The sequence below is a fragment of the uncultured Thioclava sp. genome (assembly GCF_913064665.1).
GTDB classification, from domain to species: Bacteria; Pseudomonadota; Alphaproteobacteria; order Rhodobacterales; family Rhodobacteraceae; genus Thioclava; species Thioclava arctica.
On record NZ_CAJYBT010000023.1, the window covers coordinates 1 to 21,578 of the forward strand.

Consider the following 21,578-nt stretch of genomic DNA (forward strand, 5'->3'; position numbering starts at 1 on the left):
GCCGCACGATTGGTCGAATTGACGCAGCGCGCCCGTTTCGGGCGCGTTTTGCATGTGCGGCGCTTGACACCCCTGCCCCGGGCGCGCAAAACAGCCGCGAAATATAGTCCCGCAACCGGGCGCTCCGTGGGCGCCAAACCGACGAGGAGGACAGACATGTCCCAAATCTCCCTCACCTTTCCCGATGGCTCGCAACGTTCCTATGACAGCGGCGTCACGCCTGCTGAAGTGGCAGCGTCCATCGCGCCTTCGCTGGCCAAAAAGGCAATCTCGGCGCAGATGAACGGCGCGCATTGGGATCTGCAATGGCCGATCGCCGAAGACGCGAAAATCGCGATCAACACGCTGGCCGATGACGCCCCCGCGCTGGAACTGATCCGTCACGACCTCGCCCATATCATGGCGCGCGCTGTGCAAGAGCTATATCCCGGCGTGAAGGTCACGATTGGCCCGGTGCGCGATTACGGCTGGTTTTATGACTTCGACCGAGACGAGCCCTTCACCCCCGAAGACCTTGGCGCGATCGAAAAAAAGATGCGCGATATCATCAATTCCCGCGAACCGGTCAAGACCGAGACCTGGAGCCGCAAGCACGCGATTGACCATTATCTCGCCACCGACGAACCCTATAAGGTCGAGCTGATCAACCGCATCCCTGCGGGCGAAGACATTCGGATGTATTGGCATGGCCATTGGCAAGATCTGTGCCGTGGCCCGCACCTGCAACATACCGGCCAAGTGCCCGCGGATGCGTTCAAGCTGACCCATGTGGCGGGCGCCTATTGGCTGGGCGACAACACCCGCCCGATGCTGCAACGCATCTACGGCGTGGCGTTCAAATCCAAGAAAGACCTCGCCGCGCATATGACCATGCTGGAAGAGGCCGCCAAGCGCGACCACCGCAAGCTGGGCCGCGAAATGAACCTGTTCCACATGCAGGAAGAGGCACCGGGGCAGATCTTCTGGCACCCCAATGGCTGGTCGATCTACACCAGCCTGCAGGACTACATGCGCCGCAAACAGCGCGCCGATGGCTATGTCGAGGTGAACACGCCCCAAGTGGTAAACCGCAAGCTCTGGGAAGCCTCGGGGCATTGGGAAAACTATCAGGAAAACATGTTCATCGTTGAAGTGGACGAGGAACACGCGCGCGAAAAAACCGTCAACGCGCTGAAACCGATGAACTGCCCCTGCCATGTGCAGATCTTCAACGTCGGCACCAAAAGCTACCGCGATCTGCCACTGCGCATGGCCGAGTTCGGCTCGTGTAACCGCTACGAACCCTCGGGCGCGCTGCATGGCATCATGCGGGTGCGCGGCTTTACGCAAGATGATGCGCATATCTTCTGCACCGCAGAGCAGATCGAACCCGAAACCAAGAAATTCATCGAGTTTCTCGCCGGGATCTACGCCGATCTGGGCTTTGACAACTGGAAGGTCAAACTTTCGACCCGCCCCGAAAAGCGCATCGGGTCCGAGGAAAGCTGGGACTACGCCGAGGAAAGCCTTGGCAATGCTTGCCGCAAAGCGGGCTATGAGTTCGAAATTCAGGAAGGCGAAGGCGCGTTCTACGGGCCGAAGCTGGAATTCGTCCTCACCGATGCTATCGGTCGCGACTGGCAGTGCGGCACGCTTCAGGTCGATCCGAACCTGCCCGAGCGGCTTGATGCCGATTATGTCGGCTCGGATGGCGAGCGTCACCGCCCGATCATGCTGCACCGCGCTGTTTTGGGCTCTTTCGAGCGCTTCATCGGCATCTTGATCGAATCCCATGCCGGCAAGCTGCCGCTGTGGCTTGCGCCGCGTCAGGTTGTGGTGGCCGCGATTGTCTCGGATGCGGATGACTATGTGCGCGAAGTGACCGAGAAACTCATCGCCGCCGGCATTCGCGCCGAGGCCGATACCCGCAACGAGAAAATCAACTACAAGGTGCGAGAACACAGCCTCGGCAAGGTGCCCTATATCTTCGCCATCGGCATGAAAGAGGTCGAGGAGCGCACGGTTTCGGTGCGTCAACTTGGCGACACGCGCACCCGCATGGCCGCATTGGACGATATCGTGGCCGAGTTGAAATCCGAATCGACACCGCCCGACCTGCGCGGATAATTGCCGTAAAATCAGTCGCTAGCGGGATTTTCACAGACCTGTGAGGGGGTTAGCCCCCTCACGAATTGTCATTGCATTTTCGCATATCTGATCCAAAATTAGCCCTGCGTGTTTCGCAGACTTTCTACCGCTCTCTTCTCGATAAGGCAGCTGGAGACCCGAAAGACACTGGCTGCACGGTCCCGATGCAATTCCGCATCCGGGAAAGATTGAAGGAGAGTACGGTAATGGCCACTGGCACCGTGAAATGGTTTAATTCCACCAAAGGCTACGGCTTCATCGCGCCCGATAACGGCGGCAAAGATGTGTTCGTGCATATCTCGGCGGTCGAACGTGCGGGGCTTCAGGGCCTCGACGACAACCAAAAAGTCGAGTTCGAACTGCAGTCGGGTCGTGATGGCCGCGACTCGGCCTCTGATCTGAAACTGCTCTGAACATCAGAGAGTTCTGATCAACGGCCCGTGCTTCATGCGCGGGCCGTTTTCATTTGCGCTACAGCCACTGCGCCTGCACTGCGGGCGTCCAGCCCAGCGTCAGCTTTTCGCCCTCGCGGATCACCGGACGTTTCATCAGCGCGGGATGCGCGCCCAGAAGATCGGTCACCGGGGCGGCACGTTCAGCCTCGGACAGCCCACGCCAAGTGGTCGAGGCACGGTTGACGATCTTGTCGCCGAAGGCCGCCTCAAACTCTGTGATTTCCGAGACGTTCAGCGGGGCTGCGCGCACATCGCGAAACTCGGGCGCATGGCCTGCCGCCTCCAACGCTTTGCGAGCTTTGCGCACCGTGTCGCAGGTCGAAATTCCGTAAATAATCATCTAACCCTCCGTCAGTGCGCCGCCATCCAGCCGCAAAACCCGGTCCATTTTCGCCGCCAGCGCCATGTTATGCGTCGCGATCAGTGCCGACAGCCCAGTCTCGCGCACCAGATCCATCAACACATCAAACACCGTGTCCGAGGTCGCCGGATCGAGATTGCCTGTGGGCTCATCGGCCAGCAACAGGCTTGGCCCATTGGCGAGCGCGCGACAAAACGCAACCCGCTGCTGCTCGCCGCCCGACAGTTCAGAGGGGCGGTGATCGGCGCGCGAGGTCAGCCCGACGCGCCCTAGCAAATCAGCCGCGCGTGCTTGCGCCTCCGCACGCGCAACGCCATTGGCGAGCTGCGGCAGAACGATGTTTTCCGTCGCCGAGAATTCCGGCAGCAAATGGTGGAACTGATAAACAAAGCCCAGTTTCTCGCGCCGCGCCGCCGTGCGTTTGGCGTCGCGCGCTTGGCTGAGATCCTCGCCCTCCAGCACAACGCGCCCGCTATCAGGCGTATCGAGCAACCCGGCAATGTGCAGAAGCGTCGATTTCCCCGCCCCCGAGGGCGCGACCAGCGCCGTCACTTGACCCTTGGGGATTGCCAAATTGACACCTTTGAGCACCGTAATCTCGTTCGGCTTGCCCCGATTATAGCACTTTTCCAACTTTTCCAGAACCAGCACATCACTCATAGCGTAACGCCTCCACCGGGTTCATGCGCGCGGCCCTGCGCGCGGGGAAAATCGTCACGACGAAGGATAGCGACAGCGACAGCGCCACCGCCTTGACCACATCCCAAGGCTGCAATTTCGCGGGCAGATGATAGATCCCGCGGATCGAAGGGTCCCAAGCATCGCCGCCATTGAGCCAGTTCACGAAGCTCATCACATGGTCAATATTATCCGCAAACAGCACTCCGATGGTCAGCCCTGCCAGCGTGCCAATCACCCCAATAAACGCGCCGCAGATAAAGAACACCCGCAGGATCGAACCCTGCGACAGCCCCATCGTGCGCAGGATGCCAATGTCACGGCCCTTGTTCTTGACCAGCATGATCAGCCCCGAGGTGATGTTCATTGAGGCAATCAGCACGAGGATCGACAGGATGATGAACATCACGTTGTCCTCGATGCCCAGCGCGCGCAGGAAGCTGCCCGAAGCATCTTTCCACGTCCACAGCAATGTGCCCCGCCCGCTGGCATCGCTGATCGCCGTGGCCCATTCATCAACGCGCTCGGGATCGGTGACATCGACGTCGATCTCATCGGCCCCGCCTTCGCGATTGAAAAAGCTCTGCGCCTCGGCAAAGGGCATATAAAGCCGTGTCTGATCAATGTCATAGCGCCCGGCTGAGAAGATATATTCGATCTTATAGGCATTCACCCGCGGGCTGGTGCCAAAGGGCGTTTTTGCCCCGTTGGGCGAGATCAGCTTGACCGTATCGCCCACCGTTACGCCCAGATCGCGGGCCATACCGATGCCCATCGCGATGCCCTGATCGAAATCGTCGATATTGCCCTGCGCCTCATCGGAATGGGCGATGCGGGGGATGTTCTTGAGATCCGACAGCGCCAGCCCGTAGACATCGGCCACGTTGGAGCGATCGGCAAAGCTCACCATCGCCTGACCGCGCACTGCCGGGGCGGCAGTGACCACGCCGGGGATCGCCTTGATGCGCGTCGTGCGCTCGGCGTAATCGCGGATCAGCTTGGAATAGACGCCCGATCCCTCAACCACTTCCATCGGCGCGGAATAGACGGTGATTTGCGGGTTTGATCCGACAATCGTGCTGACGAATTCAGCGCGAAACCCGGCGCGCACGGCGAGCGTGGCGATCAGGGCCGCAACCCCCAAGGTGATGCCGATCAGGCTGATCCATGTCATTACCGACACGCCGCCCTCGGCGCGCCGCGCGCGCAAGTAGCGCCACGCGATCATGAATTCGAAACGGGAAAACGGTGCAGTGCGTGCGGCCATAGGCTCCATCCACTCAAATTCGGCGCAAGCTGGCCTGAGAGGGGGCAAAGGTCAAGGGTAGCCCAAACCTTACCCCCTGTTGCGCAATCAATTCTCGCCGGGTCGGCTGTGCGCAAGACGGACGGCGTCCAAAACCAGCCGCTCCCGAAACGCCCCGCAGCTTTCAGTAAAACCCAACCTCTTTCACATCAATCGCCGCCTCATAATTGCGCCCAAAGGCGACGATCGCGACCGATTTCAGGTCTTGGGGGCGTGGCGTCGTGCGCAATAATTTCCCCGATGCTTTGAACTGCGTGAAAGGCAGGCGAATTTCACGCCACTCCGCAGTGACATGAAACTGCCCTTGGTAATATTGCCAAGGCAGCACCGTGCCGCGGGTGCGCAGATGCACGAAATAATCCTGATCATTGCCGCGCACGATCAGACGCACGCCCACGGCATCGCTCGGGACCGCTTCGTCCAACTGATGGCGAATCTGAATGAAACCGCCGTTGTTTTGAGTGCTGACCGTGCCGCTGAGATGCGCATAGGCCTGCCCGCCGTCGGTTTTGAACACGACCTGCCCGCTTGAAACGCCCCCCATCACGGTATCGGCAAAGAAGCGCCAACGTGTCTGGGGGTGGTTATCAAAGGTTTCCAACATGCTATCGCCCGCTTGTGCCGCTACAGGCGCGCCAATCAAAGCCAGTATCAGCGCCACGCTCTTATACGGCACAGGCAATCTCCAAGTGATTTCCTCCTTTGATATGGGGAGGCGACGCTGGAAAGAAAGGGCCAAACCTTGCGCCCAAAATGCGTGCCACCCCACCGGTTACAGCGATGCAGCCGGAGGGCGCAGAGCGCCGCGACGCATAGAATTGCCCCCCGAAATGATGCGATTGATCAACAGCGCTGCCGCGATGTGCATATCGCGGTCGCACTCGGGGCCAAAGGCATTCTCATGGGTTTGCGCCGCATCGCTCAGAATGCCGATGATTTCAGTTTCGGGCAGGATTTTCGCGTCGTTGAGCGCAAGCAACAACGCCTCGCAAATCGAAAGTGCCGCTTGTCCGGCATAGATATCTTGGTCTTGCATCGCGCGGGGCCTTTCCTGGCTATCGCGTCGGCACAGGGCTTTGCGCGGCGCATGGCGCAGAGTCTCAACAAACCTGCTACACTGTGCTGATTGAGATCAGTCATCGGCACAATTGCCGTGCTAGACGTTCGGCTGACTCTGAGAGGGATGCCCCATTGACCGACTCACCTCTGAGCCGAAAACTTGCTACATTCGTTGCGCTATCGGACACCGAGTTGGCGGTCTTGGACAGTTTGCACAAACGCCGCCGCATCTTTGTCGCTGGGCGCGATCTGGTGCTGCAGGGGCAGACCGAACAGGCGGCCTATATCCTGTGCTCGGGCTGGGCCTGTTCGTATAAGCTGCTTCAGGATGGGCAAAGACAGATCGTCGATTTCCAGATTCCGGGCGATTTTCTGGGCCTGCGCAGCGTGCTGCTGCATATCTCCGATCACAGCATTGAACCCGTCACCGACATTGAGGTGACCGAAATTCTGGCCTCTGATCTGCTGGATGCGTTTGCGCACACGCCGCGTCTGGCCACGGCCGTGTTATGGGCCGCCTCGCGCGATGAGGCGATGGTGGTCGAGCATCTGGTGGATGTCGGGCGGCGCAACGCAGCCGAACGCATGGCGCATTTCCTGCTGGAACTCGGGGCCCGGCTGTCGCTTGTGGGGATGGGCGAAAAGGCCTCGTTCGCCTGTCCATTGACGCAATATCATCTGGCCGATGCGCTGGGGCTGAGTGCGGTGCATATCAACCGCGTGCTGCGACAATTGCGCGAAGCAGGCATGGTCACGTTTCGCGACGGGCGTGTCACCTTCGACAATTACGAAAAGGCCTGCGCCTTTACCCAGTTTGACCCGACCTATCTTGATCAACACGGACCGCTGCTCAAATAGTGTAGCAAGGTCAATCGGTTGCAAGCGCCCGTTCAGGAAGGGTTCGAAAGCACGCGTCGTTACTGCGCCGCCAGCCTCAGCCCGCCAGACTCAACTGACTGGGGTTTGCTGATGGCTCAGGCGCAGCCACGACCCGTCATCGCGCAGATAGGTCGAACTGCACAGCGCCTCATAGATCGGCTCATCGCGGCGTTCGCCAGACACCCGATAGGCAAGCACGGCAATGTCATCTTTGCTGGAAAAGACCCGCTCGCTCATCTCGATGCTGCGCCAACGCTGCGCCACCTCACCCTCACGCCAAAGCGCATCGCCTTGCAGGATTCCCGCAGGATAGGGAAAGACAAAAATGGCGTTCTTGGCGGTCATCTGACGCGCACCATCTGCGCCTTGAGTCCAAAACCGCTCTTCCATCTCCCAAAGGGTATCTTCGTCGCTCATCGCTTCGTCCTTACTATAAATGATGTCATGCCGGGCGGAATGGGCTGGCCCAATATCACGCCCCGAAGGCGCGGAATGCAACATAGCAAAGCACCATGAGCGCGGCGAATATCCAATAGGATTGTTGGCGCCCAATAACGGGCAGCGAGCGCCCCGCAGGCATCGCGACCGATGCAATTCCAGCCGCCCCTTTGGGCAACAACGACACAAGCCGCGCGACCGTATCGCCGCGCTCCGCCGCAGGAGAGGGCACGTCGGTAAAGCGCGACACAAGGGCGCCAAGACGCTGTCGCGCCGCAGCATTTGCCATCGCGCTAAGTTGCGAGGCTTCAAGCCAAGGATCGAGATCAAGCCGCGACAGCATCGACAAGACGGTCACCGCTTTGCCCTTGGCATCTGTGCCAATCGTAGCCCCCAGAAACGTATCAAAGGCGGGGTCTTGGCCAAGAGAAACATGGGACTGTGCCATCGTGAAATCCTCGCTGCGCGTGCCGAGCGCGTTCAAATAGCCGCAAAAGCGCGCGTCTTGGGCCGCGACAGATGCGCGTTCCAAGTTTCGGTCACGACCAGTTTAGCGCCAAATCAACGCGGCCATGCTGACACAGATCAGCACCGCTCGGCCGCTATCCGGTCTCTGGCCGGGCTTTGGCCGGGCTCTGACCGGGCCAATCAATCCGCCTCGCGCGAGATGGTGGCACCGGTGCCAAGTTCGATGATCTCGGCGGTGATCGCCTCTTGGCGGACCCGGCGCAACGTCGCCTGAAACGTCTCGAGTTCGCGCGCGATCTGACTGGCTGCCGAGGTCATCGCCTCCATCCGCGCCTCGTTTTCGGCGGCAAATGCGTGCAGTGCTGCCTTGCAGACCTGCGCATGCACATAATCCGCACCGAAACTGGCCAGCAGCGCCTCGGGCGGCAATTGCGTCAGGGGGCGGGGGCCGGCGGGGGCGTGCAGGTCTGACAGATCAATCGGAAACAAGCTGCGCCGGGCGATCTCGGTGCGCCCCGCCTTCCAACGCGCATGGATCACGTCAAGATGCTCAAAATGCGCCCCGTCAAGCGCACGATAGATCGCCTGCGTAATCGCATCGGCCAGCTTTGGGATACCGGGCGAATGCGAGGGCATCGGCGCGCTCCAAAAGGGCTCAAGATCGCGCGACGCGGCAATCGAGAGACCGCGCGTTCCCACGACAAGCAACACAGAGCTCCCCAATTCGGCACTTATGCTATCAAGCACGCGCTCGCTGAACGCCCCGGCAAAGCCCTGTTCGGCCAAAAACACCAAAAGCCCGGTGCGGCTGGTATCGGTTGGCGCGCGTGAAACCGGAGCGCCCCCATCAGCCGGCACAAGACGCGCCATCGCGGCGGAAATCGTGGCCGCGTAGCTGTCCACCGCCCCGAGTTGCGCACGCGCGCTGCGGGCGCGCGCTGCGGCAATGCCCTTCATCGCGTTCACCACCGCCCCGAGTTGACGCACCCCGTCAATGCGCGCGCTGACATCGGCGAGGCGTTCGGTCATGGCGTGGGCTCATCTGCGCTGAGCTTATCGATCAGGCGGGTCATCGCGCCCAGCAAAGCGGCCTTGGTGCTATCATTCAGACGGCCTTGACTGGCAATCGCATCCACCGCCGACGCGGCGTCGCGATCGAGCGCAGCGGGCAGGCCCGCACGAAACCCCGCCACGAGGGGTTCATCCAGATCATCCAGCAACCCCGTCTGCACCGCCAGCATCAAGGCGACCTCATCGACAAGGCGGATGGGCTGGTGCTGCGGTTGGCGCAGCGCCTCGCGGATGCGCGCCCCACGCGTGAGTTGCTGGCGCACCCGACCGTCGGGCATACCGCCAAAGCGGGTAAAGACTTCGAGTTCCAGAAACTGCGCGTAATCAAGGCGCAGCGTTCCCGCCGCCGCGCGCAGCACGGGCGCTTGCGTCTTACCGCCAACCCGGCTGACGCTAAGGCCGACATCCACGGCGGGTTTCTGACCCTGATGGAACAGCGTCTGATCCAGCACGATCTGGCCGTCGGTGATCGAGATCAGGTTGGTCGGGATATAGGCCGACAGGTTGCCCTGATCGGTTTCCGCAATCGGCAGCGCCGTCAGCGATCCGCCGCCCCGTTCCGGCGAGAGTTTCGCGGCGCGTTCCAGCAGTCGCGCGTGGATGTAGAACACATCGCCCGGATAGGCCTCGCGCCCCGGAGATTGGCGCGTCAGCAGCGCGATCTCGCGATGGGTGGCGGCATGTTTGGACAGATCGTCGATCACGATGATCGCATGCTGGCCCTTGTCGCGGAAATATTCCGCCATCGTCATGCCCGCATAGGGCGCGATCCATTGCAGCCCCGGCGCACTTGCCGAGCCCGCCACCAGCACGATACAGCGCTCGAAATTTCCCTGCGCCTGCAACGCATCAATGGCGCGGCGCACGCTGGAGGTTTTCTGCCCCACGGCAACGTAGATACAGATCATATCGCTGTCGCGCTGCGCAATCAGCGCGTCCACCGCCAGCGTGGTTTTACCCGTCGAATGATCACCCACGATCAACTCGCGCTGGCCACGTCCCAGCGCAAACAGCGTATCCACCACCACGATTCCCGTCTGCACCGGTTCGGTGACCAGATCGCGCTCGATGATCGAAGGCGCGGGGCGCTCGATCGGCCATCGGGCCTCAGGCGCAATCGCGCCCTTGCCATCGAGCGGGCGGCCCAGCGGATCAATGACGCGCCCCAGCAACGCCTCGCCCACGGGCACGTTGACCACCTCACCCGTGCCAAAAACCACATCGCCCGCCTCGACATCGGTTCCGCTATCGAGCATCACGCAGCCGATCCGGTCGGGGTCCAGCACCCGCGCGAACCCGACCTGCCCGCCTGCAAAATGCAACACCTCGTCAAGGCGCACATCGCTGAGCCCCGAGATCAGCGCCACGCCATCCCCGATTTCCTCGACCCGGCCGCGGTGTTCGACGCGCGGACCAAGCGTGGCGCGCTCCAGCGTCTCGCGCGCGGCACTCAGCCAATCGGGCCCATCAGGAGACATGCTGCAACTCCTTGAGGATCGCGGCCAAATCCGCCTGCCAGCTGTTGCGCAAAACGAAATGGGCGCTGCGCAATTCAAACCCGGCGATCAGGTCGGGGTCGGTGACGAAATTCAGCTCGGGCACGGCCTCCAAAGCCTGCTGCACGGCTTTGGTAATCTTGACCTTGGCGCTGGCGCTCAGATCAGCGGGGCTGAGCAAATCAAGCCCACCTTTGGTTTTGGCAAGTGCTGCGCGATCGGACGCTGGCAAGGCCGCAATCGCCTCAACAAGTAGATCAAGAAAGCGCACCTGAATGGCCTCATCCGGCAGACGGCCCAGCAGCTTTTGCGCGATCTCGACGGCCAGCGCGCCCGATTGCGCCACACGTTTTGCACGCACCGCATCGGTTTCATGCGCGATGGTGGCGCGCGCGCTGGTCATCAGGGCCGCTGCCTGCGTTTTCGCCTCGGCCAAGGCGGCGGCCTTGGCGGCCTCGGCGCTTGCCGTGGCTTGCGCCAGAACGCGCGTCCGTTCACTCGCGATCCCGTCGCGGGCCTCGCTCAGCTCTGCCAGCGCGGCCTCCGCCTTGGTCTTGGTAGCGGCCGCATCCCCCAAGATGGCCTGCGCCGCCTCATGACGTTTGGCGATCGCTGCCGCAACCGGGCGCCAGAACACCCGCGTGAGCAGCCAGACCAGGATGACGACATTGATCGCCTGCAGCCCAAGTCCCCAGAAGTCAATTGTCATACGATCACGCCAGCAACGGGTTGGCAAAGAGCAGCAACAACGAGATCACAAGACAGTAAATCGCTGTCGTTTCAATCATCGCAAGCCCGACAAAAAGCGTGCGCGAGATCGTGTTGGCCGCCTCGGGCTGACGCGCAATCGCATCCATCGCGGCTGCCACGGCGCGGCCCTCGGCCAATGCCGGACCAATGGCGCCAAACGACACGGCAAACGCGGCGCAGACGATACTGGTAATAGAAATATAATCCATCAGCTATCCTTTTTCTTAGCGGAGGTTTCCAGGTCGGCGGGGGTGTGCGCGCCATCCTCGACCGTGGAGCTGATGAAGACCATCGCCAGCACGGCAAAGATATAGGCCTGCACCAGCCCGGTCAGCAGATCGAGCGCCATCAGCGGGATCGGCACCAACAGCCCCGCCAGCGAGGCGACGATAGCGATCACGAACACCCCGCTCATGACGTTGCCAAACAGGCGCACGAACATCGAAAACACCCGCGTCACGCTTGCCAGCATATTGAGCGGGATCATCACCGGATTGGGTGCGGCAAAGGATTTGAGATAGCCCCCCACCCCATTGCCGCGCACGCCAAACCAGATCACCGAGATAAACACGAGCACCGCCAGCGCGGCATCGGTTTCCAGCTTTGCCGTGGGCGGCTCGACCCCCGGTATCAACGAGCTCCAGTTCGCTGCGAGGATGAACACAAACAGCGTGCCGATAAAGCCGCGATAGGGCGCGGGCTGCGCCCCGCTCGTTTCGCGAATTTGCGTATCAAGCGTGTCTACCAACAACTCCAGCGCAACCTGTCGCTTACTTGGGCGCAGCGAAAGCCGCCGTGTCAGCAGATACGCCCCAACGACCAGCACGGCCATAATCACCCAAGTCGTCACAATCGCTTGCGTGATTGGAACGGGGCCAATCTGAAACAGGGCAGCGGATTCTAGCGGCGAGTTCATGGCGCGGCCCTCCGAGCTTGGCGCACCATCAGCGTCTTGGCCACCAGCACGCCGCCCAGCGCCGCCAGCAAGGCCAGCCCGCCTGCCAGAACCGCCAGATAAAACCCCGCCCCCAGTAACGCCAGACGCCCTACCGTCAGCGCCAGCGCCAGCCACGCGCTGGAACCGCGCACGATCATATCCGCCGTGACGCGCAACGCGCGGAAATAGCCATAGCCCAACGCCAAACCCGCGAGAAAACTCAGGCTTAGCAGGATCGGCATGGGCAGGGCTGACAACTCACTCATTTGGCATTCATCCATTTCCAAGCGGTCCAGAACCCGATGCAGAGCCCGACCACCATGCAAGGCGCGCTCCAGAAAATGCCCGTTCCAAAATGCGCATCCAGCCAGCGCCCGAGGAACAGCCCCGCCAATGTCGGCACTACGAAAATCCAGCCCAGCACCCCGATCTGCGCAAGACGTCGCCCCACCGACAGATCGCCCTCGCGCAGCCAGCGGTCGCGGCGATCACGACGGCGGCGGCTCTCGATGACGAGCGGGTCGTCTTCGGGGTCTTTCTGATCGGGCGGGGTCATCGGAATTCTCCGCCATCGGGGCGCGGCTGCAAGCGGCTGATCATGTGGCGCAGCGCGTTGAGTTGCAGCCGCATCCCTTCGACATGTTCAGTACGCTCAACGTCGATATCGGCGCGAAAGCGGGCCAGAACCTCGCGGTCCAGCGTGGCCAGATCGGTGCCGATAACCGCCTCGCGGGTGGCGATGGCGATGCTGTCCCCGCCCGAGACGGTCAGCACCCCGCCGCGCAAGGCACAGAACCCCTCGGTCTCGCCCTTGCGCCAACTGACAATCGAGACCGCCAGTGCGCTCAGGAACGGCGCATGGCCGGGAAGAATGCCGAAGCTGCCGCTGGCATCCTCAGCGCGCAGGCTGTCGATGTCCTGATCGACGACGACTGAAAGCGGGGTGACGATGCGCACCCTCATGGCGTCGCCTCGGCTTGCGCGGGCCTTGGGGGTTGCGTCGCCTGTGCCCCGGCCTCTTTGCGCCGCGCATCCTCAATCGTGCCCACCATGTATAGCGAGCCTTCCGACCAATCGTCGGTTTCGCCGTCCAGAATGGCGCGGCAACCCGCCAGCGTGTCAGCCAGCGCGACGCTCGCGCCCGGCGTGCCGGTGAAGGCCTCGGTCACCATGAAGGGCTGGGTCAGGAAACGCTGCAAGCGGCGCGCGCGCTTCACGATCTGGCGGTCAGCGGCACCCAGTTCCTCGACGCCCAGAAGCGAGATGATATCGCTCAACTCGCGAAACCGCGCCAAGGTCCGGCGCACGGCCTCGGCGATCTCGTAATGCGCCTGCCCCACCACCAACGGATCCAGCAACATCGAGGACGACCCAAGCGGGTCAATCGCCGGATAGAACCCCTCGGCGGCCTGCGCACGCGACAGCACGATCACGCAATCCATATGACTGGAAATCGTCGTCACGGCCGGGTCAGTGAAGTCGTCCGCAGGCACATAAACCGCTTGAATCGCCGTCACAGCCGAGCCCGCCACCGAGGCGATGCGTTCTTGCAGCCCCGCCACCTCGCTGGCCAAAGTCGGCTGATAGCCCACCCGCGACGGCAGACGGCCCAGCAGGCTGGACACTTCCGCACCCGCCTGCACAAAGCGAAACACATTATCCATCAAAAGCAACACGTTGCGATGCTTGTGGTCGCGGAAATATTCCGACACGGCCAGCGCGGTCAAAGGCGCCCGCCAGCGCGCGCCGGGGGGTTCGTTCATCTGGCCATAGACCAGCACCGTGCGTTCCAAGACACCCGAGCCACGCATCTCGGTCAGCAATTCATGGCCCTCGCGCGAACGCTCACCGATGCCCGCAAAAACCGAGATCCCCTCGTATTTCTCGACCATGGCGCGGATCAGCTCCATCACCAGAACGGTCTTGCCAACGCCTGCCCCGCCAAACATCGCAGCCTTGCCGCCCTGCGCCATCGGCGTCAGCAGATCGATCACCTTGATACCGGTCTCAAACACATCGGTGCTGCCGGTCTGGGATTTCAACAGCGGCGGGCGCGCATGAATGGACCGACGCGGCGTGTCCGCAGGCAAAGCGGGGCCGTTATCCTGCGGCTGGCCCACCACATCAATAAGCCGCCCAAGGATCGCCTGCCCCACGGGCACCTTAACCGGCCCGCCTGTCGCGCGCACAGCCACACCGCGCGCAAGCCCGGCAGTGGACTGAAACGCCACCGCGCGCAGGCTGTGCAGATCAAGATGACTGTGAACTTCTAGAATCAGCGGCGTGTCGCGATCCCACTCGACTATCAGCGCCGCGTTGATCGCGGGCAGTTCGTCCGTGTCAAAGACCACATCCACGACAGCACCGCGCACCGCATGAACACGCCCCTCGGGCAAGGTGTTTGCGTTGGGATGGTCGCATTTTTCAACCATGCCTGCGACGCCTTTCTGGAACGATTCGTGTCTGCGCTCGCCCGAGACTACTCCAGCAATCCAAGCGCGCACTTGATTTGCATCAGTATGATAGCGCCCATCCTGATCCACATCAACGCGCCGAATGTGGCATGATCTATTCTGGTACCGGACGGTATGGGCCCTTTGCCCTGCCTGTTACGATGTTTCGCAGATCAGGAGTGCCGCCAAAGTGGTCGAAAATGCAGATCGCTCTCGCTTAAAAGCAGACACCGCCCCGCACGGCGCCCCCCCGGATGCGGCCGTGCCAGCCTTGCGCCCTCTCAGCGTGCCCCCCAACCCCAGACGCAGTCGGCGCTGGCTTTGGGCGGGGCTCGCGCTTGTCAGCCTCGTGATCGCTGGGGCGGCTTATCTGCAGCCTTGGGGCGCGCGCGTGCCCGTCGTCAGTGTAGAGCCAATCACGCGCGCGCCGGTGACGCGTGTGCTGGCCGTCAATGGCCGTATCGCCCCGGTGCATTCTGTCGACATCCGCCCGATCGTGGGCGGCACGCTGGAAATGCTGCTGGTGCAAGAGGGCGATAGCGTCACCGCCGGGCAGGTCTTGGCGCGCATTGACAGCAAGACCCAAAACGCCGTGATCCGCCAAGCGATGGCGGGGCTCGATGCTGCCCTTGTCGCGCAAGAGCAGGCGCGCGTGTCCTATGAACGCTCGAAGGCCCTTGGCGCCAATGTCGCGCGCAGCGTGCTGGAAAACGAGGCCCGCGCCCTGCAATCCGCCGAGCAAGAGGTTGCGCGCATGACCGCACTGCTCGATCAGGCCCAGATCGTCTTGCAAAACCACACGATCCGCGCGCCAATCGCGGGCAGCGTTGTGACTTTGAATGTCGATCCGGGCCAAATCGTTGATCCGACAACCCTTCTGCTCAGTCTTGCGGATCTGCGTGATCTTGTCGTTGAGACCGATATCGACGAGGCCTATGCCCGCCAAATCACGCGCGACCAGCCTGCCGTGCTGCAACTGGTCGGCGAGACCGCAACCCGGACGGGCCATGTCAGCTACGTCTCGACGCGGGTGAATGTCGCCACGGGGGGCTTGGGCGTCAAGATCGCCTTTGACACGCCCGTCACCGCACCGGTCGGTCTGACCGTTGCCACCAATATCATCGTGGATCAACGCGACGCCGCCCTCACCGTGCCGCGCAGCGCCCTCGTTACGAACGGGGCGGAGACTTCGGTATTTGTGGTCGTCGATGGCAGCGCGCATCTGCGCCCGATCCAGATCGTGGACTGGCCCGCCGCCCGCTTGATCGTGACGCAGGGGCTGGCTGAGGGCGATTTGATCATCACCGACGCGCAGGGCGTGACGGACGGCCAAGCCGTGAAAGCAGAGCAACCCTGATGCTATATGCCCTCAAAATCGCGGCGCGCTACCTGACGGCAAACTTGGCGCAAACGGCATTGCTGGTCACAGGCGTTGCGGTGGGCGTGTTCATCTTCATCTTCATGTCGGCGTTGATCGGCGGGCTCGCCGAATTCATCTTGGCGCGCACCGTAGGCGACATGGCCCATATCACGATCGAGGCCGAATCTGCCGATCCCGCCCTGCTGATCTCTCCAAAAGGACAGGTGCTATTTGTCGCCGAACCGGGACGCATTCGCACCGCCACGCTGGCCGAGGCGGCGACTTGGCTGCCTCTGATCGCTGCCGTGCCCGGCGTCAAGGCGGTCTCGCCCCAGATCACTGGCGCGGGCTTTCTGACGCGGGGCGCACAGGTCAGCCAAGTCAGTATCACCGGGGTCGAGCCGGGGCGTGAATCCGCGATCCTCGATCTGGATGGGTATATGGTCGAGGGCTCGGCGCGGCTAGGGTCCGGGCTGATCGTGCTGGGGCGCGAACTGGCGGATGATCTGGCGCTGTCATTGGGCCAAAGCGTGCGGGTGCAAAGCACCACCGGAAGCACAATGGTGCTAACGCTGAGCGGCATTTATCAGACCGGAAGTCGCGGCATGGATCAGGCGCGCGCATTCGTCAGCCTCTCTAGCGCGCGCACCCTGTTTGCGATGCCCCAAGGCGTGACGCGGATCGAGATCAAACTCGATGATCTCAACGCGGCCGATGCCACCGCGCTGCGAATCCGGGCGCTGACCGGGCTGGATGCCGTGTCTTGGACCGAGGGGGCCGCGCAATTGATGGAGGCGCTGAACGCGCAAGCCCAGACCGGATATTTCCTCAAGGGCTTTGCGCTGCTGACCATCGTGATCGGGGTGGCCTCGGCGCTGCTGCTGTCAACCTATCGCCGCCGCCCCGAGATCGGGATCATGCGCGCGATGGGGGCCGGGCGTGGCTTTGTCGTCTTTGTTTTCGTCACCCAAGGCGCGCTCGTGGGACTGTTGGGCGGGGTCACGGGGGCGGTCCTTGGTTATCTCGCACTGCTCCCCTTCCCCTCGCGCGAGGCGTTTCGCCCGGGCACCTTGCCGCTTGATATCACGCAGGGTTCTTACGGGCTGGCGATTACGCTGACCGTGATCGGCGCGATCCTCGCCTCGATCTTGCCCGCACGCTCGGCCGCGCGGGTCGATCCAGTTACGGCGATCGGGCAATGAGCGCGCTTCTTGAAACCAGCGAGCTGGTCAAGACATTTGGGGCGGGCGACACCGCAACGCGGGTGCTGCGCGGCCTTAATCTGAGGCTGAGCACCGGAGAAATGGCGGCGCTGCTTGGCCCCTCAGGGTCTGGCAAAAGCACCTTGCTCACGATCCTTGGCACTTTGATGAAGCCGACATCAGGGCGCTATCAGATGCTGGGCCATGACCTGATCGCCGCGGATGACCGTGAACTGACGGTCTTTCGCAACCGCCATATCGGCTTTGTGTTTCAGTTCCACAATCTGCTGCCCGATTTCACGGCGCTGGAAAATGTCATTTTCCCCACCGCCGTGCGCGAGGGGCGCGAAACAGCGACTGCACGCGCACGCGGGCGCGACCTGCTGGTGCGCATGGGGCTGGCTGATCGCATTGATTTCCCGACCGCCAACCTGTCGGGCGGACAGAAACAGCGCGTGGCGGTGGCGCGTGCGCTGATGAACAGCCCTGAACTGGTGTTGGCGGATGAGCCCACGGGCAATCTGGATCGTGCCTCGGCGTTGCAGGTGATGGAGTTGATCGGACAGATCAACCGCGACGAAGGCACGACCTTTCTGATCTCGACCCATGACGAAAAGATCGCCGCCGCCTGTCAGCGCCAGATCGTGGTCGCGGATGGGCTGGTTACGGGCTAGCGGATGGCCCTGCCCGATGGACTGGCGACAGACGTTATACAGCGCGATCGAGGACCATCATTGCGACGTTTTGAAAAAATATCGACCCCACCCTAGACGACTGGTCTATTCAGACTATCTCGGGGGTATGAAAGAGAATAGACAAGATACACGCAGCCACATCCTGAGCGTTGGCCGGGGTCTCACCGCACGGTGGGGCTATAGCGGCGTCGGGCTGTCAGAGCTGCTCAAAGAAGCGGGCGTCCCCAAAGGCTCGTTCTATCACTACTTCCCCTCGAAAGAGGCCTATGGCTGCGCCCTACTGACCGAGTTCGTCACAGAGTATCGCGACAAACTGAGTGCGACTTTGGCGCATCCGACCTTGGATGCCCGCAGCCGGTTCCTTGCCTATTTTGCCGAATGGCATCGCAAACAAATCAGCGCCGTGCCTGAAGATCGCTGCCTTGTTGTAAGGCTTTCCGCAGAGGTTGCGGACCTTTCGGTCGATATGAGCACGATCTTGCAAAGCGGCGTGAATGAGATCATCGCCGCCTTGGCGGATACCCTGCGCCAAGGCATAGCCGAAGGGTCGATCGCCGCGCTGGACAACCCCGAGGCGATGGCGGAGTTGATCTATCACCAATGGCTCGGCGCCAGCCTTGTGGCGAGCATCTCGCATGAAGATGCGCCGTTCAAAGCGGCGATGCGCGCGACGCAGGCGCTGATCCCACCGCCTTGAAACGCAAGCGCTGACCCGCGCCACTCACCCCGAAGCCATTGACTAGCCGACCGGTCTATTCACGAAAGGGTTATCTGTGGACCTTTGCCGGTCTTGCGGTGTTGTCCCTCGCAACTGAACCCGCTCAAAGCGCAGGAAGAGACCCGCTGTCATCCCATATTGCAGGCAAATACCCCGGTTTGCCTATGCCCATCAAACTTGAAGGAAACTGCGACATGAACAACTTTGATTTCCACAACCCGACCCATATCCTGTTTGGCAAAGGCCGGATTGCCGATCTGGCCAATCAAGTCCCGAGCGGCGCGAAAATCATGATTTTATATGGCGGCGGCAGTGCCGAACGCACCGGGGTCTTGGGCCAAGTGCGTAATGCGCTGTCAGGTCACGAACTGGTGGAATTTGGCGGGATCGAACCCAATCCGCGTTTCGCAACCGCAATCAAGGCTGTCGAACTAATCGAAAAGAATGACGTAACCTTCTTGCTGGCGGTCGGCGGTGGCTCGGTCATTGATGCCACGAAATTCATCGCGGCTGCGGCGAAATATGACGGCGACGCTTGGGATATCCTGACCTCTGGCGGCGCGGTCATCAAAGCCGCTTTGCCCTTTGGCACCGTGCTGACGCTGCCCGCGACAGCCTCCGAGATGAACTCTGGCTCGGTGATTACCCATGCCGAGAAGGGCGCGAAATTGCCGTTCCGCAGCCCCCATTGCTACCCGGTCTTCTCAATCCTTGACCCCGAACTCACCTACACGCTGCCCCCGCGCCAGATCGCCAACGGCGTCGCGGATGCCTACGTGCACATCATCGAGCAATATCTGACCTATCCGGCCGACGCGCGCGTACAGGACGGGTTTGCCGAAACCCTGCTGCGCACGCTGATTGACCTCGGCCCGAAGGCGTTGGAAACGCCTGAAGATTACGACATTCGCGCCAATCTGATGTGGACCGCGACGCTGGCGCTGAACGGTTTGATCGGCGCGGGTGTGCCCCAAGACTGGTCGAGCCACATGATCGGCCACGAAATCACCGCGCTCAACGATACCGACCACGCGCGCACGCTGGCCGTGGTTCTGCCCGCGCTGATGCATGACCAGCGCGGCCCGAAACGCGAGAAACTGCTGCAATACGGCGCCAATGTCTGGGACATCCGCGAGGGCGATGAGGATGCGCGGATCGACGCGGCCATCAAGGCGACGCGCGACTTCTTTGAGTCGATGGGCATCAAAACCCGGCTCGGCGATTACAACCTCGCCAGCCCCGAAATCGATCACATCGTCGCGGCGCTCAAGGATCACGGCATGACCGCGCTTGGCGAACACAGCGCCATCACCCCCGAGGATGCCCGCCGCATCCTGCAAGCCGCTGCATGAAGGAAACTGAGATGACACAAAGCAATAAAATCAACCGCCAGCATGTTCTGGCCGAGCGCCCCAAAGGCGAACCCACCGCAGACACGCTGCACCTTGTTGAGGGGGAGATACCCACCCCCGGCAAGGGCCAGATACTGCTGCGCACCGAATATCTCTCGCTCGACCCCTATATGCGGGGCCGGATGAGCGATGCGCCCTCTTACGCCGCCCCGGTTGAGATCGGTGGCGTCATGGTGGGCGGCACGGTGGCGCAGGTCGTGTCCTCGGATGTCAAAGGCTTTGAGGCCGGGGATTTCGTGCTCAGCTTCAATGGCTGGCAAGATTACGCGCTCTCGGATGGCAAGGGCGTGACCAACTTGGGCAAATCGCCCGCCCATCCGTCTTGGGCGCTTGGCATTATGGGCATGCCTGGCTTTACCGCCTGGGCGGGGCTGACCCGGATCGGCGAACCCAAAGCGGGCGAGACGATTGCCGTGGCCGCAGCAACTGGGCCGGTCGGGGCGACGGTGGGCCAGATCGGCAAGATCCTTGGTTGTCGCGTGGTCGGCATCGCGGGGGGCGCAGAAAAATGTGCCTATGCGGTCAATGAGCTGGGCTTTGACGCCTGCATCGATCACAAGGCCGCCGATTTTGCAGACCAGCTCGCCAAGGCCAGCCCCGATGGCATCGATGTTTATTTCGAGAATGTCGGCGGCAAGGTTCTGGACGCGGTGATCCCGCTGCTGAACCCCAATGCGCGCATGCCGGTTTGCGGCCTTGTCTCGCAATATAACGCGACCGCGCTGCCCGAAGGCCCGGATCGGATGAACTGGCTGATGGGGCAAATCCTGCGCAAGAAGATCAAGGTGCAGGGCTTTATCATCTTTGACGATTTCGGACATCTCTACCCGGAATTCGCCGCCGAGATGGGCGCTTGGGTCGAAGCCGGCAAGATCAAATATCGCGAAGAGATCATCGACGGTCTCGAGAAGGCGCCCAAGGCCTTTATCGGCCTGCTCAAGGGCGAAAACTTTGGCAAGCGCGTGATCCGCGTCGGCCAGAACTGAAAGGACACACTATGAAAATCCTGATGGTACTCACATCACACGACCAGTTGGGCGATACCGGCAAGAAAACCGGGTTCTGGCTGGAAGAATTCGCAGCCCCCTATTACGTTTTCAAGGATGCCGGGGCCGAGATCACGCTGGCCTCGCCCAAGGGAGGGCAGCCGCCGCTTGATCCGTCAAGCGATGCGGAGGACGCACAGACCGACGACACGCGCCGCTTCAAGGCCGATCCCGAGGCGCAAAAACATCTCGCCAACACGCTCAAGCTGGCGGATGTGACGGCAGAAGGGTTCGACGCGATCTTCTATCCCGGCGGGCATGGCCCGTTGTGGGATCTGTCCGAGAACGGCGACAGCAAGCGCCTGATCGAGGCCTTCGCCGCCGCAGATCAGCCCATCGGTGCGGTCTGTCATGCGCCTGCCGTGTTCCGCCATACGCTTGGGCAAGATGGCAAGCCACTGGTTTCGGGCAAGCGCGTCACGGGCTTTACCAATACCGAAGAAGAAGCCGTGGGCCTGACCAAGATCGTGCCGTTCCTCGTGGAAGACATGCTCAAATCCAATGGCGGCACCTACGAAAAGGGTGCGGATTGGACAAGTTTCGTTCTGCGCGATGGCAAGCTGGTGACGGGGCAAAACCCGGCCTCCTCCGCTGCCGCTGCCAAGCAAATTCTTGAATTGCTCGGCTGATATCGACAGGTCGGGCTGGGGCAACCCTCAGCCCGGCC

At 61.8% G+C, this 21,578-nt stretch carries 26 protein-coding genes; 10 read left to right on the forward strand and 16 right to left on the reverse strand.

Annotation, left to right across the window (positions count from 1 at the left end; translation table 11 throughout):
* The first annotated feature begins 156 nt into the window (after positions 1 to 156).
* Positions 157 to 2,106, forward strand: a complete 1,950-nt coding sequence (gene thrS / locus QZ571_RS10995) for a threonine--tRNA ligase (RefSeq protein WP_295534477.1) — start codon at positions 157 to 159, stop codon at positions 2,104 to 2,106.
* A gap of 227 nt (positions 2,107 to 2,333) precedes the next feature.
* The gene (locus QZ571_RS11000) at positions 2,334 to 2,540 is read left to right on the forward strand and encodes a cold-shock protein (protein WP_038129589.1); all 207 of its coding nucleotides are present in this window, start codon (positions 2,334 to 2,336) and stop codon (positions 2,538 to 2,540) included.
* 58 nt (positions 2,541 to 2,598) lie between these two features.
* Here the strand turns inward: QZ571_RS11000 and QZ571_RS11005 are convergent, their stop codons facing one another.
* From QZ571_RS11005 to QZ571_RS11025, 5 genes are all read right to left on the reverse strand, one after another.
* Positions 2,599 to 2,922 carry an ArsC/Spx/MgsR family protein gene (locus QZ571_RS11005; RefSeq protein ID WP_295534483.1) on the reverse strand — a complete coding sequence of 108 codons (324 nt, stop codon included), beginning with the start codon at positions 2,920 to 2,922 and terminating at the stop codon, positions 2,599 to 2,601.
* Positions 2,923 to 3,603, reverse strand: a complete 681-nt coding sequence (locus tag QZ571_RS11010; protein ID WP_295534486.1) for an ABC transporter ATP-binding protein — start codon at positions 3,601 to 3,603, stop codon at positions 2,923 to 2,925. It lies immediately after the preceding gene.
* Positions 3,596 to 4,888, reverse strand: coding sequence for a lipoprotein-releasing ABC transporter permease subunit (locus QZ571_RS11015; protein WP_295534489.1), 1,293 nt, complete (start codon positions 4,886 to 4,888; stop codon positions 3,596 to 3,598). Before QZ571_RS11015 ends, QZ571_RS11010 begins: the two co-directional genes overlap by 8 nt.
* Positions 4,889 to 5,051: 163 nt before the next feature.
* Positions 5,052 to 5,603, reverse strand: a complete 552-nt coding sequence (locus QZ571_RS11020) for a CIA30 family protein (protein WP_295534492.1) — start codon at positions 5,601 to 5,603, stop codon at positions 5,052 to 5,054.
* Positions 5,604 to 5,699: 96 nt separating this feature from the next.
* On the reverse strand, positions 5,700 to 5,963 hold the full coding sequence (locus QZ571_RS11025) for a hypothetical protein (RefSeq protein ID WP_295534495.1): 264 nt from the start codon (positions 5,961 to 5,963) through the stop codon (positions 5,700 to 5,702).
* A 155-nt stretch (positions 5,964 to 6,118) separates the two neighbouring features.
* On the opposite strand from QZ571_RS11025, the gene QZ571_RS11030 reads away from it, so the two are divergent.
* Entirely contained in the window at positions 6,119 to 6,844 is a 726-nt protein-coding gene (locus tag QZ571_RS11030) for a Crp/Fnr family transcriptional regulator (RefSeq protein WP_295534498.1), read from the forward strand.
* 90 nt (positions 6,845 to 6,934) lie between these two features.
* Here the strand turns inward: QZ571_RS11030 and QZ571_RS11035 are convergent, their stop codons facing one another.
* The 11 genes from QZ571_RS11035 to atpD all read right to left on the reverse strand — a co-directional run bounded on the left by QZ571_RS11035 (position 6,935) and on the right by atpD (position 14,457).
* Positions 6,935 to 7,282: a hypothetical protein gene (locus tag QZ571_RS11035; RefSeq protein ID WP_295534501.1), complete on the reverse strand. Its 348-nt coding sequence runs from the start codon at positions 7,280 to 7,282 to the stop codon at positions 6,935 to 6,937.
* A 55-nt stretch (positions 7,283 to 7,337) separates the two neighbouring features.
* Positions 7,338 to 7,835: a hypothetical protein gene (locus QZ571_RS11040; RefSeq protein WP_295534504.1), complete on the reverse strand. Its 498-nt coding sequence runs from the start codon at positions 7,833 to 7,835 to the stop codon at positions 7,338 to 7,340.
* A gap of 116 nt (positions 7,836 to 7,951) precedes the next feature.
* Entirely contained in the window at positions 7,952 to 8,800 is an 849-nt protein-coding gene (locus QZ571_RS11045) for a FoF1 ATP synthase subunit gamma (RefSeq protein ID WP_295534506.1), read from the reverse strand.
* A complete protein-coding gene (locus tag QZ571_RS11050; protein ID WP_295534509.1) occupies positions 8,797 to 10,320 on the reverse strand; it encodes a F0F1 ATP synthase subunit alpha in 1,524 nt (507 codons plus the stop codon). Before QZ571_RS11050 ends, QZ571_RS11045 begins: the two co-directional genes overlap by 4 nt.
* On the reverse strand, positions 10,310 to 11,047 hold the full coding sequence (locus QZ571_RS11055; protein ID WP_295534512.1) for a hypothetical protein: 738 nt from the start codon (positions 11,045 to 11,047) through the stop codon (positions 10,310 to 10,312). The genes QZ571_RS11050 and QZ571_RS11055 overlap by 11 nt, the downstream gene beginning before the upstream one ends.
* A gap of 4 nt (positions 11,048 to 11,051) precedes the next feature.
* The gene (locus QZ571_RS11060; protein WP_295534515.1) at positions 11,052 to 11,297 is read right to left on the reverse strand and encodes a F0F1 ATP synthase subunit C; all 246 of its coding nucleotides are present in this window, start codon (positions 11,295 to 11,297) and stop codon (positions 11,052 to 11,054) included.
* On the reverse strand, positions 11,297 to 12,004 hold the full coding sequence (locus QZ571_RS11065) for a F0F1 ATP synthase subunit A (RefSeq protein ID WP_295534517.1): 708 nt from the start codon (positions 12,002 to 12,004) through the stop codon (positions 11,297 to 11,299). The genes QZ571_RS11060 and QZ571_RS11065 overlap by 1 nt, the downstream gene beginning before the upstream one ends.
* Positions 12,001 to 12,291, reverse strand: a complete 291-nt coding sequence (locus tag QZ571_RS11070) for an ATP synthase subunit I (RefSeq protein WP_295534519.1) — start codon at positions 12,289 to 12,291, stop codon at positions 12,001 to 12,003. The genes QZ571_RS11065 and QZ571_RS11070 overlap by 4 nt, the downstream gene beginning before the upstream one ends.
* Complete coding sequence (locus QZ571_RS11075) at positions 12,288 to 12,581, reverse strand: AtpZ/AtpI family protein (RefSeq protein WP_295534522.1); 294 nt, start codon at positions 12,579 to 12,581, stop codon at positions 12,288 to 12,290. The genes QZ571_RS11070 and QZ571_RS11075 overlap by 4 nt, the downstream gene beginning before the upstream one ends.
* A complete protein-coding gene (locus tag QZ571_RS11080; protein ID WP_295534525.1) occupies positions 12,578 to 12,988 on the reverse strand; it encodes a F0F1 ATP synthase subunit epsilon in 411 nt (136 codons plus the stop codon). The genes QZ571_RS11075 and QZ571_RS11080 overlap by 4 nt, the downstream gene beginning before the upstream one ends.
* Positions 12,985 to 14,457, reverse strand: a complete 1,473-nt coding sequence (gene atpD, locus QZ571_RS11085) for a F0F1 ATP synthase subunit beta (protein WP_295534530.1) — start codon at positions 14,455 to 14,457, stop codon at positions 12,985 to 12,987. The genes QZ571_RS11080 and atpD overlap by 4 nt, the downstream gene beginning before the upstream one ends.
* A 283-nt stretch (positions 14,458 to 14,740) precedes the next feature.
* Here atpD and QZ571_RS11090 point away from each other — a divergent pair, with 283 nt between their 5' ends.
* The 7 genes from QZ571_RS11090 to QZ571_RS11120 all read left to right on the forward strand — a co-directional run bounded on the left by QZ571_RS11090 (position 14,741) and on the right by QZ571_RS11120 (position 21,540).
* The gene (locus tag QZ571_RS11090) at positions 14,741 to 15,835 is read left to right on the forward strand and encodes an efflux RND transporter periplasmic adaptor subunit (RefSeq protein ID WP_295534533.1); all 1,095 of its coding nucleotides are present in this window, start codon (positions 14,741 to 14,743) and stop codon (positions 15,833 to 15,835) included.
* On the forward strand, positions 15,835 to 17,040 hold the full coding sequence (locus QZ571_RS11095; RefSeq protein WP_295534536.1) for an ABC transporter permease: 1,206 nt from the start codon (positions 15,835 to 15,837) through the stop codon (positions 17,038 to 17,040). Before QZ571_RS11090 ends, QZ571_RS11095 begins: the two co-directional genes overlap by 1 nt.
* Entirely contained in the window at positions 17,037 to 17,714 is a 678-nt protein-coding gene (locus QZ571_RS11100; RefSeq protein WP_295534539.1) for an ABC transporter ATP-binding protein, read from the forward strand. Before QZ571_RS11095 ends, QZ571_RS11100 begins: the two co-directional genes overlap by 4 nt.
* 127 nt (positions 17,715 to 17,841) lie before the next feature.
* Positions 17,842 to 18,432: a TetR/AcrR family transcriptional regulator gene (locus QZ571_RS11105; RefSeq protein ID WP_295534542.1), complete on the forward strand. Its 591-nt coding sequence runs from the start codon at positions 17,842 to 17,844 to the stop codon at positions 18,430 to 18,432.
* A gap of 215 nt (positions 18,433 to 18,647) precedes the next feature.
* The gene (locus tag QZ571_RS11110; RefSeq protein ID WP_295534545.1) at positions 18,648 to 19,805 is read left to right on the forward strand and encodes an iron-containing alcohol dehydrogenase; all 1,158 of its coding nucleotides are present in this window, start codon (positions 18,648 to 18,650) and stop codon (positions 19,803 to 19,805) included.
* Between the two features lie 11 nt (positions 19,806 to 19,816).
* Positions 19,817 to 20,851 carry an NADP-dependent oxidoreductase gene (locus QZ571_RS11115; protein WP_295534548.1) on the forward strand — a complete coding sequence of 345 codons (1,035 nt, stop codon included), beginning with the start codon at positions 19,817 to 19,819 and terminating at the stop codon, positions 20,849 to 20,851.
* A gap of 11 nt (positions 20,852 to 20,862) precedes the next feature.
* Positions 20,863 to 21,540 carry a type 1 glutamine amidotransferase domain-containing protein gene (locus tag QZ571_RS11120; protein ID WP_295534550.1) on the forward strand — a complete coding sequence of 226 codons (678 nt, stop codon included), beginning with the start codon at positions 20,863 to 20,865 and terminating at the stop codon, positions 21,538 to 21,540.
* The last annotated feature ends 38 nt before the right edge of the window (positions 21,541 to 21,578 follow it).